Annotated in this window: 17 protein-coding genes and 1 pseudogene; 12 read left to right on the forward strand and 6 right to left on the reverse strand. The window is 65.0% G+C overall.

Annotated elements, in window-relative coordinates; all coding sequences use genetic code 11:
* Positions 1–32: 32 nt before the first annotated feature.
* Positions 33–578, reverse strand: a complete 546-nt coding sequence (locus tag QFZ94_RS09155; RefSeq protein WP_013092899.1) for a hypothetical protein — start codon at positions 576–578, stop codon at positions 33–35.
* Between the two features lie 129 nt (positions 579–707).
* Positions 708–1,493: an IclR family transcriptional regulator gene (locus QFZ94_RS09160; protein WP_176366385.1), complete on the reverse strand. Its 786-nt coding sequence runs from the start codon at positions 1,491–1,493 to the stop codon at positions 708–710.
* Between the two features lie 249 nt (positions 1,494–1,742).
* Between QFZ94_RS09160 and QFZ94_RS09165 the strand changes: the two genes are divergently transcribed.
* Genes QFZ94_RS09165 through QFZ94_RS09180 form a run of 4 tightly spaced genes read left to right on the forward strand, consistent with a single transcriptional unit; the run spans position 1,743 to position 5,299 of the window.
* Positions 1,743–2,783: an aldo/keto reductase gene (locus QFZ94_RS09165; protein ID WP_429456382.1), complete on the forward strand. Its 1,041-nt coding sequence runs from the start codon at positions 1,743–1,745 to the stop codon at positions 2,781–2,783.
* Positions 2,784–2,790: 7 nt separating this feature from the next.
* Complete coding sequence (locus tag QFZ94_RS09170; RefSeq protein ID WP_429456384.1) at positions 2,791–3,621, forward strand: amidohydrolase family protein; 831 nt, start codon at positions 2,791–2,793, stop codon at positions 3,619–3,621.
* A gap of 33 nt (positions 3,622–3,654) precedes the next feature.
* Positions 3,655–4,398, forward strand: coding sequence for an SDR family oxidoreductase (locus tag QFZ94_RS09175; protein WP_429456386.1), 744 nt, complete (start codon positions 3,655–3,657; stop codon positions 4,396–4,398).
* A gap of 52 nt (positions 4,399–4,450) precedes the next feature.
* Positions 4,451–5,299: an ureidoglycolate lyase gene (locus QFZ94_RS09180; RefSeq protein ID WP_368583504.1), complete on the forward strand. Its 849-nt coding sequence runs from the start codon at positions 4,451–4,453 to the stop codon at positions 5,297–5,299.
* An 86-nt stretch (positions 5,300–5,385) separates the two neighbouring features.
* On the opposite strand, the gene QFZ94_RS09185 is transcribed toward QFZ94_RS09180, so the two are convergent.
* Positions 5,386–5,820: a PaaI family thioesterase gene (locus QFZ94_RS09185; protein WP_176120798.1), complete on the reverse strand. Its 435-nt coding sequence runs from the start codon at positions 5,818–5,820 to the stop codon at positions 5,386–5,388.
* 283 nt (positions 5,821–6,103) lie between these two features.
* Here QFZ94_RS09185 and QFZ94_RS09190 point away from each other — a divergent pair, with 283 nt between their 5' ends.
* Positions 6,104–7,726 (forward strand): methyl-accepting chemotaxis protein, encoded by a 1,623-nt coding sequence (locus QFZ94_RS09190; protein ID WP_410848760.1) that lies wholly within the window; start codon positions 6,104–6,106, stop codon positions 7,724–7,726.
* A gap of 131 nt (positions 7,727–7,857) precedes the next feature.
* On the opposite strand, the gene QFZ94_RS09195 is transcribed toward QFZ94_RS09190, so the two are convergent.
* Positions 7,858–8,061 carry a cold-shock protein gene (locus tag QFZ94_RS09195; RefSeq protein WP_013092907.1) on the reverse strand — a complete coding sequence of 68 codons (204 nt, stop codon included), beginning with the start codon at positions 8,059–8,061 and terminating at the stop codon, positions 7,858–7,860.
* Positions 8,062–8,359: 298 nt separating this feature from the next.
* Positions 8,360–9,493, reverse strand: a complete 1,134-nt coding sequence (locus QFZ94_RS09200; protein ID WP_429456389.1) for an AGE family epimerase/isomerase — start codon at positions 9,491–9,493, stop codon at positions 8,360–8,362.
* 222 nt (positions 9,494–9,715) lie between these two features.
* Here QFZ94_RS09200 and QFZ94_RS09205 point away from each other — a divergent pair.
* From QFZ94_RS09205 to QFZ94_RS09230, 6 genes and pseudogenes are all read left to right on the forward strand, one after another.
* Positions 9,716–10,248 (forward strand): annotated as a pseudogene (locus tag QFZ94_RS09205) (MgtC/SapB family protein).
* Between the two features lie 150 nt (positions 10,249–10,398).
* Positions 10,399–11,769 (forward strand): hypothetical protein, encoded by a 1,371-nt coding sequence (locus tag QFZ94_RS09210; RefSeq protein ID WP_429456391.1) that lies wholly within the window; start codon positions 10,399–10,401, stop codon positions 11,767–11,769.
* Positions 11,770–11,932: 163 nt separating this feature from the next.
* Entirely contained in the window at positions 11,933–12,091 is a 159-nt protein-coding gene (locus tag QFZ94_RS09215; RefSeq protein ID WP_176107149.1) for a hypothetical protein, read from the forward strand.
* A gap of 480 nt (positions 12,092–12,571) precedes the next feature.
* Complete coding sequence (locus QFZ94_RS09220; RefSeq protein ID WP_429456393.1) at positions 12,572–12,886, forward strand: hypothetical protein; 315 nt, start codon at positions 12,572–12,574, stop codon at positions 12,884–12,886.
* Positions 12,887–13,100: 214 nt separating this feature from the next.
* On the forward strand, positions 13,101–13,976 hold the full coding sequence (locus QFZ94_RS09225; RefSeq protein ID WP_429457744.1) for a 3-hydroxyacyl-CoA dehydrogenase family protein: 876 nt from the start codon (positions 13,101–13,103) through the stop codon (positions 13,974–13,976).
* Positions 13,977–14,051: 75 nt separating this feature from the next.
* Positions 14,052–14,663, forward strand: coding sequence for a flavin reductase family protein (locus QFZ94_RS09230; protein ID WP_429456395.1), 612 nt, complete (start codon positions 14,052–14,054; stop codon positions 14,661–14,663).
* A gap of 4 nt (positions 14,664–14,667) precedes the next feature.
* On the opposite strand, the gene QFZ94_RS09235 is transcribed toward QFZ94_RS09230, so the two are convergent.
* Positions 14,668–16,107, reverse strand: a complete 1,440-nt coding sequence (locus QFZ94_RS09235) for a polyhydroxyalkanoate depolymerase (RefSeq protein ID WP_368583510.1) — start codon at positions 16,105–16,107, stop codon at positions 14,668–14,670.
* Positions 16,108–16,346: 239 nt separating this feature from the next.
* On the opposite strand from QFZ94_RS09235, the gene QFZ94_RS09240 reads away from it, so the two are divergent.
* Complete coding sequence (locus QFZ94_RS09240; RefSeq protein ID WP_368583511.1) at positions 16,347–17,000, forward strand: glutathione S-transferase family protein; 654 nt, start codon at positions 16,347–16,349, stop codon at positions 16,998–17,000.
* Positions 17,001–17,013 lie beyond the last annotated feature (13 nt).

The raw sequence follows: 17,013 nt of genomic DNA on the forward strand, positions 1-17,013 counted from the left end.
TTGCGACCCGCTCAACGCACGGTTTCATCGCCTTAAGCCGCCAGCTTCTGCGCCGCCTCATCGACCTGCGCGCGCGTCACCGACAGCTCGTCGAGCCACGCCTGCGCATACACCGCGCCGGTTTCGCGCTCGAGCCGCGCGATCGTCGCCGCGCAGCGGTTCGCGTCCTTCAGCGTCGAAATGAACGATTTCACCGACTCGCCGCCCTTGAACGCGTCGAACAGCGGCACGCGAATTTCATCGGGCAGCGGGCGGGTGGTCCATTGGTACGGCTTGCCGTTGAACGTCAGCGACGGCGGCAGCACGCGCTCCTTGCGCGCGGCCGGAATCAGGCCGTAGGTGCGCGCCGCTTCGCCGATCTGTTCGGGCGAAAACAACTCGTCGGGCGTGATGTCGAATTGCTGGATGAAGGTCTCGATGCTTTGCATCGCGGCGGCGCGGTCGTCGCGGCGCTTCTGCGCGTGAGCGACGATGTCGCGCAGTTCGTCGGCTTCTGCCGCGGTGATCGTGAAGCTCGACTGCTTCTGCTGGAGTTCGGAAAAACGCTGGAATTCGGAATCGGTCAGAAGTTTGGCCATTGCTCAATCGATGCGCGCGCATGAGCCGGTCATGCGGCGTTATTTTGGAAGGGCCGCCATTCTAAACCAAGTGCGCGTGCGTGCCGCCGTGCGAACCGTCGCGGCGCAACTTACCGCGCACCTTGCCAGTCACGCGGCCTGCTCGCGGAACATCGACAGCGCCTGCACCGTGTCGCGCAGCAGGGTGGTGGCCGCTTCGAGCGTCGGCGCGACGTATTCGTCGATCCGCCGCAGATACGGACAGGTGAGCACCGCGATCGCCTGTCCCGACGGCGCGAGGATCGGGAACGTCACGTCGGTGACGCCGAAAGTCTGCTGGCTGTCCTTCTGCCAGAAGCCCGCCGCGCGGATGCGCTCGCAGGCCTCCTCCAGCGCGTCGCGATCGAGCGTCACTTCACCCTTCACCTTGGTGTGCTCGGCAAGCATCTGCTGACGCTGCTCGACGCTCTGGAATGCAAGCATCACGCGCCCCGAGCCGGTGTCGATCAATCCGACCCGCGAGCCGAGCCGCACCGACATGCCCCACGTGCCCGGCCCGTCGACCTGGGCGATCACCAGCAGGTTGCCGCGGTCGTAGACCACCAGGTGGCACGACTGCTCGGCCGCGTCGGCGAAGCGCTGCATTAGCGGCAGCGCTTCGGCGATCAGCCGGTTCATCGGCGGATGACGGTGCGCGAGCGCGAACAGCTTCAGGCTCAGCGAGTAGCGGTCGCCGGCCGCCGAGCGCACCACGTATTGGCGCGCGACGAGGCGTTCGAGCATCCGGTACATCTCGCTCGCATTGCGGCCCAGCTGCCGCGTGATTTCGGCGCGCGTGAGTCCTTCCTTCTGCTCGGACAGCAACTCGAGGATGTCGAGGCCTTTGTCCAGCGCGGGGGCGCGGTAGCGGTCGTCGTCTTTGTCTTCGGCGTCCATCGTGAGGGTCGGGGATCTCGTCCGGAGTTCTTATTATCTGGCGCGCACGCAGCGTTTCGCGAACTGAATGTCTGCTGTCCAGGGAAAACCCCGGGCATAGCGTCGCGCAGTTTTCTTGACTTGGAAAAATTCGGATATGAATAATACGTTCATTGGTGAACAAATGCACCCGTGAGCGGGGCGCGCCTTTTCTGGCTGCGCATTGGGCCCGTCGCATGGTAAAAACACCACAAATAGGGAGACACGCTCATGTCGGCATCGATCGTATCGAAGATCGGGCAACGGCGCCGGATCGGCCGCGGCTCGTTGCAGGTGAGCGGACTAGGGCTCGGCACGGCGCCGCTCGGCGGCCTGTATCGCGACCTGTCCGACGAGGAGGCCCATGCGACCATCGCCGCCGCCTGGGACGCGGGCGTGCGCTACTTCGACACCGCGCCGCACTACGGCAACACCAAGGCCGAGCATCGGCTCGGCGCGGCGTTGCGCCACTATCCGCGCGGCGAATATGTGCTGTCGACCAAGGTCGGCCGCCGCTTCGTACCGCGCACGTCGCCATTCGACGACCGCGAAGGCTGGCAGAATCCGCTGCCGTTCGAAGCGATCTACGACTACACGCACGACGGCATTCTGCGTTCGTTCGAGGACAGCCAGCAGCGGCTCGGCATCGTCGATATCGACATCCTGCTCGTGCATGACATCGGCCGCGTCACGCATGGCGACCAGCATCCGCACCACTGGCGGCAACTGACCGAAGGCGGCGGCTTCCGCGCGCTGGAGCGCCTGCGCTCGACCGGCGCGATCAAGGCGATCGGCCTCGGCGTCAACGAAGGCGCGGTGATTCTCGACGCGATGGCCGAATGCGATATCGATTGCGCGTTGCTCGCGGGGCGTTATACGCTGCTCGAGCAGACCACCCTCGACGACCTGCTGCCCGCCTGCGAGGCGCGCGGCGTCAGCATCCTGCTCGGCGGCGCGTTCAATTCGGGCATTCTGGCGCGCGGCGTCGAAGGCGATCTGAAGTTCAATTACGGCGCGGCGCCGCCCGAGGTGATCGAGCGCGTCGCGCGTCTGGAGGCGGTGTGCCGCGCGCACAATGTGCCGCTCGCCGCCGCCGCGTTGCAGTTTCCGTATGCGCATCCGGCGGTCGCCACGGTGCTGACCGGCGCGCGCAGTGCCGACGAACTGCGCGAGAACGTCGCGTCGTTCGAGCAGCCGATCCCCGCGGCCTTGTGGTCCGCATTGCGCGACGCGGGCCTGCTCGACCCGCGCGCGCCCGCGCCCGAGGACTGAATCGACCATGCCGATCGACGCTCACCAGCACTACTGGGACCCCGCGCGGGGCGACTACGAGTGGCTGACGCCGGAGCTGAAAATCCTCTACCGGCCTTTCGGGCCTGATGATCTGAAGCCGTTGCGCGAACAGGCCGGCATCGAGCGGACCGTGGTCGTGCAGGCCGCACCGACGCTCGACGAAACCCGCTACCTGCTCGACATCGCGCGGCACGAGCCGTCGATCGCGGGCGTGGTCGGCTGGGTGCCGCTGCTGTTGCCGAACGCGCCCGATCTGATCGAGGCGCTCGCGCGCGAGCCGAAGTTCAAGGGTGTGCGGCCGATGCTGCAGGACCTGCCCGACGACGGCTGGATCGCGAACCCCGACCTCATGCCGGCGATCGACGCGCTGATTGCGCACGACCTCGCGTTCGATGCGCTGATCTACGCGCGCCACGTGCAGTACTTCGAGATATTCGCGCAGCGTTTTCCGGCGTTGCGCATGGTGGTCGATCATGGCGCGAAGCCGCCGATCCGCTTCGGCCAGGCGGGCTACGAGGTGTGGCGCGATGCGATTGCGCGGCTCGCCGCATTCCCGCAAGTGCACTGCAAGCTGTCGGGTCTCGCGACCGAGGCGTCGCCCGGCTGGACCGAGGACACGCTGCGGCCCTACGTCGAGCATCTGCTGAACACGTTCGGCCCCGCGCGGCTGATGTGGGGCAGCGACTGGCCCGTGCTCGAACTGAACGGCGACTATCTGCTGTGGCATTCGGTGGCGACCACACTGCTCGCGTCGTTGAGCGACGCCGAGCGCGACGCCGTGTTCGGCGAGAATGCCGCCGCGTTTTACCGGCTTTGATTTCGTTAGCAGCCCATTCAACTGGAGTCGTAGATGACACAAAGACTGGCCGGCAAAACGGCCCTGATCACCGCGGCAGGACAAGGTATCGGTCTCGCCACCGCCGAACTTTTCGCGCGCGAAGGCGCCCGCGTGATCGCCACCGATATCCACATCGACGGACTCGCCGGCAAGCCGGTCGAGGCGCGCAAGCTCGACGTGCTCGACGGCGCGGCCATCAAGGCGCTTGCCGCGGAAGTCGGCACGATCGACGTGCTGTTCAACTGCGCGGGCTACGTGCATGCAGGCAATATCCTCGAGTGCAGCGAGGAGGACTGGGATTTCGCGTTCGACCTCAACGCGAAGGCGATGTACCGTATGATTCGCGCGTTTTTGCCGGCCATGCTGGAGAAGGGCGGCGGCTCGATCATCAACATGTCATCGGCGGCGTCGAGCGTGAAGGGCGTGCCGAACCGCTTCGCGTACGGTGCGTCGAAAGCCGCGGTGGTCGGGCTGACGAAGTCCGTCGCCGCGGATTTCGTCACGCGTGGTGTACGCTGTAACGCGATTTGCCCCGGCACGGTGTCTTCGCCGTCGCTCGAACAGCGGATCGCCGCGCAGGCGCAGGCGCAGGGCGCGTCCGTCGACGCGGTGCAGGCCGCGTTCATCGCGCGTCAGCCGATGGGCCGCATCGGCAAGCCGGAGGAGATCGCCGCGCTCGCGCTGTATCTCGCCTCCGACGAGTCGTCGTTCACGACGGGCCAGCTCCATGTGATCGACGGCGGATGGTCGAACTGATTCTGATTGATTGACGAACCGAACACTACTGAACGTAAAGGAAAGTGCAACGATGAAACTGCTTCGTTATGGGCCGAAGGGCCAGGAAAAGCCGGGCCTGCTGGACGCGCAAGGCAAGATTCGCGATCTGTCGAAGGTGGTGGGCGATATCGACGGCGCTGTGCTCGGCGACGAAAGCCTCGCGAAACTGCGCGCACTCGACCCGGCAACGCTACCGGTCGTCGAAGGCAATCCGCGCGTGGGCCCGTGCGTCGGCAAGATCGGCAAGTTCATCTGCATCGGCCTGAACTACGCGGATCACGCGGCGGAATCGAATCTGCCGGTGCCGGCCGAACCGGTCATCTTCAACAAGTGGACGAGCGCGATCAGCGGCCCGAACGACGACATCGAAATCCCGCGCGGCTCGAAGAAGACCGACTGGGAAGTCGAACTCGGCGTCGTGATCGGCAAGGCGGCGAAGTACGTCGACGAAGCGAACGCGCTCGAGCACGTGGCCGGCTACTGCGTGATCAACGACGTGTCGGAGCGCGAATGGCAGATCGAGCGCGGCGGCACTTGGGACAAGGGCAAGGGCTTCGACACGTTCGGCCCGATCGGCCCGTGGGTCGTCACGCGCGATGAAGTCGCCGATCCGCAGAACCTGAGCATGTGGCTCGAAGTGGACGGCCATCGCTACCAGAACGGCAGCACGAAGACGATGATCTTCAGTGTCGCGAAGCTGGTGTCGTATGTGTCGCAGTGCATGAGCCTGCAGCCGGGCGACGTGATCTCGACCGGCACGCCGCCGGGCGTCGGCATGGGCGTGAAGCCGAATCCGGTATTCCTGAAGCCGGGGCAGACGGTGCGTCTGGGTATCGAAGGGCTGGGCGAGCAGACGCAGAAGACTTACGCGGCGGAGTAACGCGCTCTCTCTTCCCGTCTTGTCGCTGTGAAATGCAAGGCCGTTCCTGTTACGCGCAGGAGCGGCCTTTTTCATGCCGCGCGGCTTTAACTCCCCGCCTCCTGCTCGCCATTCTCCCCAATCCGATTCACGGTCCCCTGCGCAACCGCCACCAGCTTCTCGCGGTTCCCTTCCATCACGAACACGCTGCACTGGCAGGTCGCCTGATGCCTGCCCGCATAGACGACGCTAGCGCGCGCGATCAGCGTGCCCTTCACGGCCGGGCGCAGGTAGTTGATCTTGTATTCACCGGTCACGACTCTCGGACCCAGCGACAGCGCGCCCGCGAACGTCAACGCATTATCGGCGAGATAGCTGATGACGCCGCCATGCACGAAACCATGCTGCTGCCGCAGTTCATCGCGAATCGGCAGACACAGGGTGAGCTCTTCGCTGCTGGCGTGCATCAACTCCGCGCCTAGCAGCATGCTGAACGGCTGGGCGTGCAACGCGCCGCGCGCCCGGTCGAGTAGGTCGGTCATCGTGGTTCCTTCGTGCAGGGTCGGGGTGGTGCATCGGTGCAACGGAGCATCCGCGCGGCGAGCACCACGCGGTCCCTACCCACTCTAGGAAGTGCCGCTGCGCTGCGCAAGGTGAATCCTCGCGATGAGCAGCGCATTGTTGCGCAAAACAACCTCAATCGCGACGATCGACGATGAAACCGGCACGTAGAGCGCTTTTTGCGGGAATTGGCCTCAAGCCGCCAATCGGCCTGCCGTTAACCCTGGTGTAGCCTCCGTCATCCTCTGTTCCCAGGTGTCCCCGATGTTCAGCAAGATCAAGGTCGCATCCGGCCTGCTATGTGTTCTGGCCGCGTTCTGCGTCTTCCAACTCGTCACGGTAGGGTTGGGCTTCTGGTCGCTGACGCGCACGCACGACGACGTCGGCGATCTGGCGAGCATCGCGCTGAAGCAGGTCGACGCGGTCAACCAGACGACGCAGCGCCTGATGGACGCGCGCATCAACCTGTCGCGCGCCGGCACGCGCATGGTGCGCGGCGGCGCCGAGCCGACGGACATCGTGCAGCACGCTCGCGAACAGCTCGCCGCCGCCGATCAGTCTTTCGCGGGCTTCATGAGCGCCCAGAAGACCAGCGACGAAGACAGCGCGCGCGCCACCGCGCTCGCCGAACGCTACAAGGCGTTGCACGGCGCGCTCGCGGAGCTCGTGCAGTATCTCGACTCGAACAACATCCAGGCCTTCCTCGATCAACCCACGCAATCGTTTCAGGACGCCTATCTGGCGGAAGTGCACAACTTCGAGCAATTCGGCGACGCCGCGAGCCGCGCGTCGCTCGCTTCGATCGATGCGCGCGTGGCGGCGTTTCGCATCGTCAGCGTGGTGATTCTGCTCGTGCTGGTCGCCGGCACGCTCGCCGTCTATATGGCGCTGCGCCGCGGCGTCGTGGCACCGCTCGAGGAGGCGGGCCGCCACTTCGAGCGCATCGCGCAAGGCCGTCTCGATCAACCGATTGCCGCGCGCGGCAGCAACGAAATCGGCCGGCTGTTCTCGGGCCTTGCCACCATGCAGGCGAGCGTCGCACGCACCGTCAGGAGCGTGCGCGAATCGGCCGACTCGATCCATCTCGGCGCCAACGAAATCGCGACCGGCAACGCCGATCTGTCCGCGCGCACCGAAGACCAGGCGGCATCGCTCGAGGAAACGGCGTCGAGCATGGAGGAACTGACGGCGACCGTGCGCCAGAACGCCGATCACGCGCGCGAAGCCAACGCGCTCGCCGAGACCGCGCTCGATGCAACGTCGCGCGGCAGCGAAGTCGTCAGCCAGGTGGTCGACAAGATGCGCGGCATCGCGCAGAGCTCGGATAAGATCGCCGAGATCATTTCGGTGATCGACGGCATCGCGTTCCAGACCAACATCCTCGCGCTCAATGCCGCCGTCGAGGCGGCGCGTGCCGGCGAGCAGGGCCGCGGCTTCGCGGTCGTGGCCGGCGAAGTGCGCGGTCTCGCGCAACGCAGCGCGCAATCGGCGAAGGAAATCAAGACGCTGATCAGCGAATCGGTCGCGGAGATTCAGGGCGGCTCGGCGCTGGTCGAGCGCGCCGGCGAAGCGATGAGCCATGTGTCGGCGTCGATCTCGCGCGTCACGCAGATGATGGCCGAAATCAGCGCGTCGTCGCTCGAGCAGAGCACAGGTATCGAGCAGGTGAACCAGGCGGTCGTGCAGATGGACGAGATGACGCAGCAGAACGCGGCGCTCGTCGAGCAGGCCGCGGCGGCGGCGGCTTCGCTGCATCAGCAAACCGAGCAGTTGAAACAGGCCGTTTCGGTATTCGAAATTTCTGAAAGTGTGTTGCGCACGCAACAGCGCGGAGCAATCTCCGCCGCCAATGCTGAATACGCATTAACCGCGACGCATGCCCTTTAAAGCGGCGACGCTTGAAAACGACGCAGAAATAGAAAATGGCTCGCATATTGCGAGCCATTTGCATTAGACGCAAGGGCCTATGGAGGCGCCTATCGTGACGTCCAAGTCTGCCTCAAAGTACCTGAAGGTACTTAGATCGACTGGATGTTTGCAGCCTGCTTGCCCTTCGGGCCTTGCTTGACTTCGAACGACACCTTCTGGTTTTCCTGCAGGGACTTGAAGCCCGATGCCTGGATTTCCGAGAAGTGTGCAAACAGGTCTTCGCCGCCGTCGTCCGGGGTGATGAAGCCAAAGCCCTTTGCATCGTTAAACCACTTAACAGTACCTGTTGCCATTTTTAATCCAAATAAATGTTGTGTATTGCATCGCGACCGCATTGCTCGAATGCAAAGCGAGCGCGAGGGGAGAGTTGTATCACGTCTTTATGACAGACGCCAATCAACATGCATCCGGGTATTCCCGGTTTTGATGTTTTTTCGCGCCTTGAGAACGTCTGGCGAGAACTTTTTTGCGCCAGGGTTTACCAGCGGCATCAAATTTTCCTTGCGAAGCGGCAGCGGATCTCCGTCCGGGCATGCGCTCTTTATTGAGACGATCAAGCGTCCAATTTCATCTATCGATGTCCAAATTCGCCTAAGTTCCCGCTCCCGATTCGTCACCCGCGGGCAGTGCTGCATAGGCGGTGGCCAGGTGATAGGGCGTGGTTGACGGCATGTCGTCGCGCGCAACTTCCCCGCTCGACGTCTTGCATTCGAACCAGCCATGGTCATGCAAAAAGCATCGCTGAAAACGTGCGATCTGTTGCGGCAGCGCCGCACGCACGGCCGGATCGTCGTGACAGGCGAGCGCGCGCAGGTATTCAGTCTGCGCCCAGATCCGCTGCGTCGCGTCGCTGACGTTGCCAGCCTCGTCGAGCGATGCGCACACCCCGCCGTTGTTCGCGTCCACGCCATGCTGCTGCGCGAAGGCGAAGGCGCGCGCCAGCGCTTCGATTAGCCCGGTACCGTCGAACAGCGCGCCCCCCTGCCTGACCAGCCAATACCACTCGAACTGATGTCCCGGCTCAAGACGGTTGTCGCTCGCACCGATCGGCAATTCCGCGATGCAGCCGCTCGGCGCATGCACGAAGTGTCGCGCGACCGCGCCGGCGAGCCGGCGCACCGCGGCGCCGAAGACGTTGTCGCGCGTCGCCTGGCAGGCGGCGAGCCACGCTTCGGTCAGGTGCATCAGCGGATTCTGCAGCGGCGTGGCGGTGACCTTCGAAAAGTCGGCGTTCAGCGCGGCGTTGAATAGATCGCCGTCGGCCGCGAAGTTCGACTGGATCAGCGCGGTCGTGCTGTGCACGAGCTTCAGCGCGTCGAGGTTGGCGGAGCGCCGCGCGTATTCCGCGCAAGCGAACACGACGAACGCGTGCGTGTAGAGGTCCTTGGTCGTCTCGAGCGGTACGCCGAGCGCGTCGACGCTGTAAAACCATCCGCCGTGGTCGGCGTCCCGAAAGGTGCGCGTCAGCGAATCGAACAGCACGCGCGCGTGTTCCATGTCGCCCGCTTGCGCAAACGTGAACAACTGCCGCGCGCACGCCATCGCCCGATAGCGTTGCGCGGGCAGCGGCTCGCCTCCGGTGGCGTCGAGCGCTTCGTAGGGCAACTGCAGCGCGTGGTTGAAGCCGGGCCCGCGCCACATCGGCAGCACCACGTTCGCGAAGTGCTCGCGCAGCGCGTTCGCGGTGGTGGTCGTCGAAGCAGGGGGAGGGGTCGTGCTTGGCATGGTCGGTTGGTTCGGGCGCGTAACGTGCGCAGTGTATCGAGGCGGCGCTCAGGGTGGCGGCTCAGGGTTCCGCTCGGCCAGGTCGCTGTGGTCTGCGGCCTAGCATAAAGCAAACGCCTCGCGCTGACACCTCGAGTCAAACATCCGGAATGCTCGACGCCTACGAGGCGTGACGTGCGCTGTGCCCTCGCTGCAGCTCATTTCATATAAGGAGGAACAACGATGCTCAGTGATCTCGAACTGATCTCCGTCTGGTGCTGGCCGCGGTGCTCGATAGCGTGATCGGCTACGAGCGGGAGCGGCTGTCGTGGGCGGCGGGCTTGCGCACGCAAATGCTGGTCTGCGTGGGCTCGGCGCTCGTCATGATCGTGTCCGCGTATGGCTTCGCCGCGGTGCTTGGCGAGCATGTGATCCTCGATCCGTCGCGGATGGCCGCCCAGGTCGTGTCGGGCATCGGCTTTCTGGGGGCGGGCTCGATCCTGCTGCGCGGCGAAATCGTGCGCGGGCTCACGACCGCCGCGAGCGTGTGGTCGGTCGCGGCGCGCTGACGTTCCATTCGCTGCACGACGAACTCGGCGCCGCGTAGTCCGCGCGTCAAGCAATTCGTGATGCAGCAAAGTGACGAGGCGAACGAGTGCGACGAAGTGATCATCACGCTGCACCGTGTGTCGAACGCGGAATACGAGTCGATCTGCGCGCGCCTTCGGCAATTGCCGGGAGTGCGGGAATTCCGCGGCGACGACGCGAGGTCGTGACACGCGCGAGGGGCTCGAAAGCGCGCAAATCGTCGGGGAATGGCTTCGGCGCGGGCGGAGCGCCATGCGACAATGCTGGCTCTAAATATTCCAACGGCAATGACGAGCGGCATCCGGCGCCCGTTCCTGGCGACGACCGCTTTTTCCTCTATGGCAGATTCCGCAGCATCCCCGCAGTCCAGGCCCCAGCGCGTCGCTTCGAAGAAGCAGCGGCAGGGCGCCGTCTCCACTGAGACCGAAAACAAACTGGCGCGCGCGGCGCGCTCGGCGCAACGCCTCGCGCAACTTAGCGGCGTCGCCCGCGACGACAGCACGCTCGACCTGTTCCCTGACGATCCAACCCGCGCGACGCTCGAGGCGATGAACATCGACGTCCGTCAGGGCACGCTGCACGGCTTCGAATTGCCGGACGTGGTGCTGCAGGCGGTCGGCGCATTCGATGAACACATTGCGCTCGACAAGACAACGCGCCGCGCACCGCGTGCGGCGAAGCCGGATGTACCGATGCCGGTGAACGAGCAGTTGAGCGGGTTTGACGTCGAACCGTCGATGGCGGCTGCGGATGCGCCCGCCAGCAAGCTCGCGAACGGCGCCCCGGATGTAGCAACGCCGAACGCCGAAGCAAACACCGACGACAAACCCACCCCGCTTTCGCGTGAGTCATCCGCGCCGCTGAGTTCGGCGATGGCCGCCGCGACCGTCGCGCGCAGCGTGACCGCATTGCGTCAAGCGGCTGAAGCGGAGTCGGCCGCGACGGCGGGCGCGGGCAGGCCGCAGCAGCGTTTCGCCGCGACCTTTGCGAGAGCCGCGACGGCATCGCGCGATGCGACTGCGGCTGCGATTCCAGCGTCGTCCGCAACGTCCGCCACGACCGACGACAGTAGCGCCAGCCAGTTCACCATCGAGTCCGCGACGCGCACGCAGTCCGCCTCGCCAGAGCCTGTAACGGCGAAACAGGACGACAAGCCCTCGACCACCGCGCCGTTGACGACACCCCGGCCCGCATCCGCAGATAACCACAGCGGATTCGCCACGTCATGGCGTGACGCGCGCCGCACCGACGCGGCCGCCGCCGCGCTACGCTCGGAACCGGAACTCGACCACGCGCGCGCCACCGCGTTCGCCGATACGGTCGATGCGCTCTATGGCGTAATCGCTGATCAGCGCCGCGCCGCGACCGATCATTCGCGGCGCGTGAAATGGATGCTGTCGATCGTGGTCGGTGCGCTGCTGGTGACGGTGGCAATCGGCGTCGCGCAGACGCTGCTGCTGATGCGCCTCACGCACGAAACGACGGCCCAGCAACAGCGCATCGAACAGATGATACAGAACCAGCAAGCGGCGATGGTTAGCCTGCTCGACGCGCATACGGCGATGGCCGCGACGGCGAACGCGGCGTCCGCGCCCGCCGCCGTCACGACGCCCACCGCGGCGCCCCCCAACGCGCCCCTACAGTCCAGCGCTACGCCGACGCACGCGAGACACGCTCGCGCTCAGCACGGCCACCCGCCCGGGCGATGAATCGGGAATGTTGTCGCGATGCAACACCTCCCGGCCCAATGGCATCGCGACAACCCACCCCACCGAAATTTTGCTGCATTGCACTAGCTTTTTCCTAGGGGAAACCCCTATAATCGTGACTAAGGGAAAACCCTAGCAATGCAGTCACTAACCGGGAGTCGCCATGAGCTTCATCTTTGCACTGTTCCAAAAGATCAGCGACCTCTTTGCGTCGCCTCATCTGCCGCTGGATTCGGACTATTCGTATGCGGCGCGTGCCCGCGAAGCGGAGCGTCTGCGCCGCGCGCAGTCCACGCTGTTCGGCATCAAGCTGACGGACTAAGTCCGGCCGTAACCGTCCTGAGCGCGACACGACGCGCTGGGGCGCGCACTTCGGGTGCATTATTCATCGAGCCACTATTCGCGAAATGCGGATCGTGGCTCTTTGTTTTTGGGGATTCTGTTACCGCGATGCACCATTGCGCGACGAGGCTGGCCTTGCCCGCGCCAGGCCTGCTGCACTCGTCCGATTCCTTGCGAAATATTTCGGGGCCGAAATGAATGTAACCGGCTTTCATGCCGGTTCAGCGAGTCGAACAACGGTGCCGCCGCGTAAGCCTTGTTCAATGCAGTGAGAAGGCGAAATCGAGCTTCGATCATCCGCCGCCAACTATGAAATGCACGCTTACAAGTGCTAACGTCTCGACGCGATCCAGGCCGCTAAAGTGGGTCTCAAGCGTACGGCGTCTGGTTCGGAAGCGAATCGAACGATCCGGACAAACACGGACGCTGGCCTGGAATAAAACTTTGAAGGGAGGTCATTATGAAAACCTTTGGCAAGGCATCGCGCTCACTGATCGCAACGCTGCTCGCGGGCGGCGCACTCGTCGCGGCTGGTAGCGCATTCGCGCAAGACCGCGTGATCGTCGAGCACGGCCCGGCGCCGGTCGTGTACGGTCAACCGCACACGATGCCGGTGGGCTTGTCGATCAACATCGGCTGGCACGGCGATCGTTACTGGGACGGCCACCGCTACTGGGCGCACGACGACTGGATGCGCCGTCATCCGCACGACTACGATCCGCACCATCGCGGCGACTATCGCGACGATCACCGCCCGCCGCCCCCGCGCTACTAATGCGGACCTGACCGCGCCGCAACAGGCGGCGCGCGTCCACGAAGCCGGCCTTCTCTCCGCGGGAAGGCCGGCTTCGTCGCATTTGGGCTTGCAGGTCCGACCGGGGTATTGCTGCGTGCTGCGCTATGCTTCGGGACTTTGATCGACGGTGGTGGGAGTGCGTGTGGACAAGACGACGCAGGATGTAGCGATAGGGGTGGTGGGCACGGGACTGATGGGTGTCGGCATTGCGACGCAGGCCGCGCTGCATGGATACCGGACGATCGTTCACGACGTCGATCCGGCCAGGCTCGCGAGCGTCGCGCCGAAAGCGCAAGCGGTGCTCGACGAGCTGATCGACGCGGGCCGGATCGATGATGCCGCCAAACAGGCAGCGCTCGCGCGCATCGAAACGCATGCGCAGCTCGATGCGGTCGCGCAAGCGCGCTTCGTGATCGAGGCGATTCCCGAGGTGCTCGAACTCAAGCATCGCCTTTACACGACACTGACCGGCCTGCTCGCCGACGATGCGATCCTCGCGAGCAACACCAGCGGCTTCCCGCCCGACCAGCTCGCCACCCCGCTGCGCGCGAAAGAACGTTTCGTGATCGCGCATTTCTGGAACCCGCCGCACATGATCCCGCTCGTCGAGGTCGTGCCGGGCACCGAGACCGCCCCCGAAGTCGTGCAACAAACCGCTGCGCTGATGAGCGCGATCGGCATGGAACCGGTCGTGCTCGCGAAGGCGATTCCTGGTTTCGTCGGCAATCGGCTGCAGTTCGCGGTGCTGCGCGAGGCCTTGCATATCGTGCGTTCGGGGGCAGCAACGCCCGAAGTTGTCGATCGCGTGATGAAGGCTTCACTCGGACGCCGCTGGGGCATCGTCGGACCGTTCGAAAGCGCGGATATGGGCGGGCTCGACACCTTCGTCGACATCGCGTCGCATCTGATGCCGCAACTCGCAAAGGATGAGGACGTGATCGATCTGCTGCGCGCGCAGGTCGACGCCGGGCGGCTCGGCGTGCGCAGCGGCGCGGGTTTTCATGATTGGGACGAGGAGCGCATCGCGCGGGTCAACGAGGGGCGCAAGCGCGTGATCGGGCGCGGCTAGTGCTGTTATAAATAGCCGTTCCGGACCTGCTTCTGCTCCCCTTTTTTGCGCTGACTATCACTCGAGTCTCAATTCATGCCTCACTACTTTTACGACCCCGCCGCCGGTCACGGCCTGCCGCACGATCCTTTCAAGGCGATCGTCGCGCCGCGGCTGATCGGCTGGATTTCGTCACGCGATGCGCAAGGCTCGCTCAACCTCGCGCCGTACAGCTTTTTCGGCGCGTTCGCGACCTTTCCGCCGATCATCGGTTTTAGCAGCGAGGGCCGCAAGGACAGTCTCGCCAACATCGAGGCGACCGGCGAATTCGTGTGGAATCTCGCCACCCGGCCGCTCGCCGAGCAGATGAACCGCTCGTCGGCGCCGGTCGCGCCCCACGTCGACGAGTTCGCACTGGCCGGGCTCACGCCGGCGCCGGGCCGCAACGTGGCGGTGCCGCACGTGGCCGAATCGCCCGCTGCGCTCGAATGCAAGCTGCTGGAGATCGTGCGTCTGCATGATGTCGACGGCAAGCCGATGGACAACTATCTGTCGCTCGGCCAGGTGGTCGGCGTGCACATCGACGAGGCGTATCTGAAGGACGGCCTGTTCGACACGCATGCCGCACAGCCGATCATGCGCGCGGGTTATCGCGCCGACTATGCGCAGATCGGCGAGATGTTCCAGATGATCCGGCCAACGGCCTGAACGCTCAGGACGTCGCGGACGGCGGTTTGCGCGACGACTGCCCGGACGGTTGGGCCGACGAATCGCAGTTGCCGCTCCCGCTTCCGCCTACGGGCGCATCCACCTCCACCCCGACAACGGAGGCCGCGACCGGCGCGGCCGCCGCGACTTCCGCCGCGGTCGCCGCGGGCACCGGCTGGATCGGACGCGCGCGCGAACTGACGAGCACCGCGCGCGGTTCGTTGTCGTAAATCACGGCCCGCACGCGCGGATAAATGTGCCGCTCCCAGCGACGTCCGCTGAACACACCGTAGTGGCCGACGCCCGTTTGCACGTAATGCGTCTTCAGATACGGCCGCAGACGATCGCACATGTCCTGCGCGGCGAGCGTCTGACCGACTGCGCAGATATCGTCCTTTTCCCCTTCCACGGTCAGCAATGCGGTGCGGCGAATCTTCGATGGCTCGACCAGACGCCCCTCGACTTCGAGCGCGCGCAACGGCAGCGCATGCTGCTGAAAAACCGTGTCGACGGTTTCCAGATAGAAGTCGGCGGTCAGATCCATCGTCGCGAAGTACTCTTCGTAGAACGTGCGAATCGTGTCGGCCTTTTGTGGATCGCCCTTGCCGCGCTCGTAGTACATCGTTTCGAACGACTCGGCGTGGCGGCCCGGATTCATCGCCATGAACGCGGCCAATTGCACGAAACCCGGATACACGCGACGCTGCGCGCCGGCAAAACCGAACGGCACCGCGCTGATCAGGTTGCGCTCGAACCACTCGATCGGCCGGCTCCTCGCCAGTTCGTTGACGCGCGTCGGGTTGATGCGCGTGTCGATCGGGCCGGCCATCAGCGTCATGCTGGCCGGCTGCGCGGGATGGTCGTCGGCGGCCATCAGCGCGACGGCGGCTAGCGCCGCGACGGTCGGCTGGCAGACAGCGAGCAGATGCGTGCCGGACCCGATCGTCGCGGTGAAGTCGATCACGTGGCGCACGAATTCGTCGAAGCCGAAGCGGCCCTCGCCGAGCGGCACGTCGCGCGGATTGTGCCAGTCGGTGATATAGACGTCGTGCTCGGGCAGCATCGTGCGCACGGTTGCGCGCAGCAGCGTCGCGAAGTGTCCCGACATCGGCGCAATCATCAGCACGCGCGGCTGCGGCGTTGAAAGCACGGCGTCCTTGCGAAAGTGCAGCAGCGAGCAGAACGGCGTGCGCGCGACGACTTCCTCGATCACCGCGACCGGCTCGCCTTCGGTGACGACGCTGTCGATGCCGAACGGCGGCCGCGTCGGCGTGAGTCCGCCGAGTATCAGCAGTTCGCAGGTCGCGCGCAGCGAGCGTCCGTGGGGCGTAGCCGCGAATGCGGGCCACGCACCGAGCGAGTGGTTCGCCAGCGCCGCGCCGTGTCGCAGCGGCAGCAGCATGTCGGCGCAGGCCTGATAGGCGGGATAGGCGAACAGATTCATACTTTCACTCGAATGCGCCAGAAAAACAGGAACCCGAATAAAAGCAAGCGGTGCGCCAGGCGCTGGCGCGCGTCGCCCGGTGTGCCGAGCTATGTCGCGGCATGTCTGCGTGCGTCGGCATATCACTTGCATGCGTAGGCGAAACGGGCCGGCCTTGCCGCGCTTTGGTGCGCGCGCGCACCGTGGCGTGCATGAGTGCAGGCACGCGCGGCGCGATACCGGATCTGGAGGACACACGCATGGGAAATACTACGCTCACGATTAGCAGCAGGAACTATTCGTCCTGGTCGCTGCGCGGCTGGCTGCTGACGAAGTTCAGCGGCTTGCCGTTCGAAGAGCTCGTCGTGCCGATCGACGACCCCGCGACGCGCGCCGAACTACTGCTGCTATCGCCGTCGATTCTGGTGCCATGCCTCGTGCACGACGGCGTCAAGGTCTGGGACACGCTGGCGATCGCCGAATATCTGAACGAGCTGAAGCCGCAAGCCGCGCTGTTGCCGCACGAGGTCCGCGCCCGCGCGCATTGCCGCTCGATCTGCGGCGAGATGCATTCCGGGTTTGCGTCGTTGCGCTCGGCGCTGCCGATGAACCTGAAGGCGCATTTCCCGGGCTTCAAGGTCTGGGCGCGCGCGCAGTCGGATATCGAGCGGATCGTGACGATCTGGCGTGAATGCCTGAAGGAGTACGGCGGCCCGTTCCTGTTCGGCGAGCGGACCGCGGCGGACGCGATGTACGCGCCGGTGGTCACACGTTTCGTGACCTATGACGTGCAACTCGATCCGGATATCGTCGAATACGGGCAGCACATCATGGCGCTGCCCGAAATGCGCGAGTGGATCGCGCTCGCGCGGCAGGAGGTCGAGGAGATCGACGAACTGGACGTGGAGTTCTGAGCGCTGCGGGCGT

Source organism: Paraburkholderia sp. JPY465, from assembly GCF_050436725.1.
GTDB lineage: Bacteria > Pseudomonadota > Gammaproteobacteria > Burkholderiales > Burkholderiaceae > Paraburkholderia > Paraburkholderia youngii.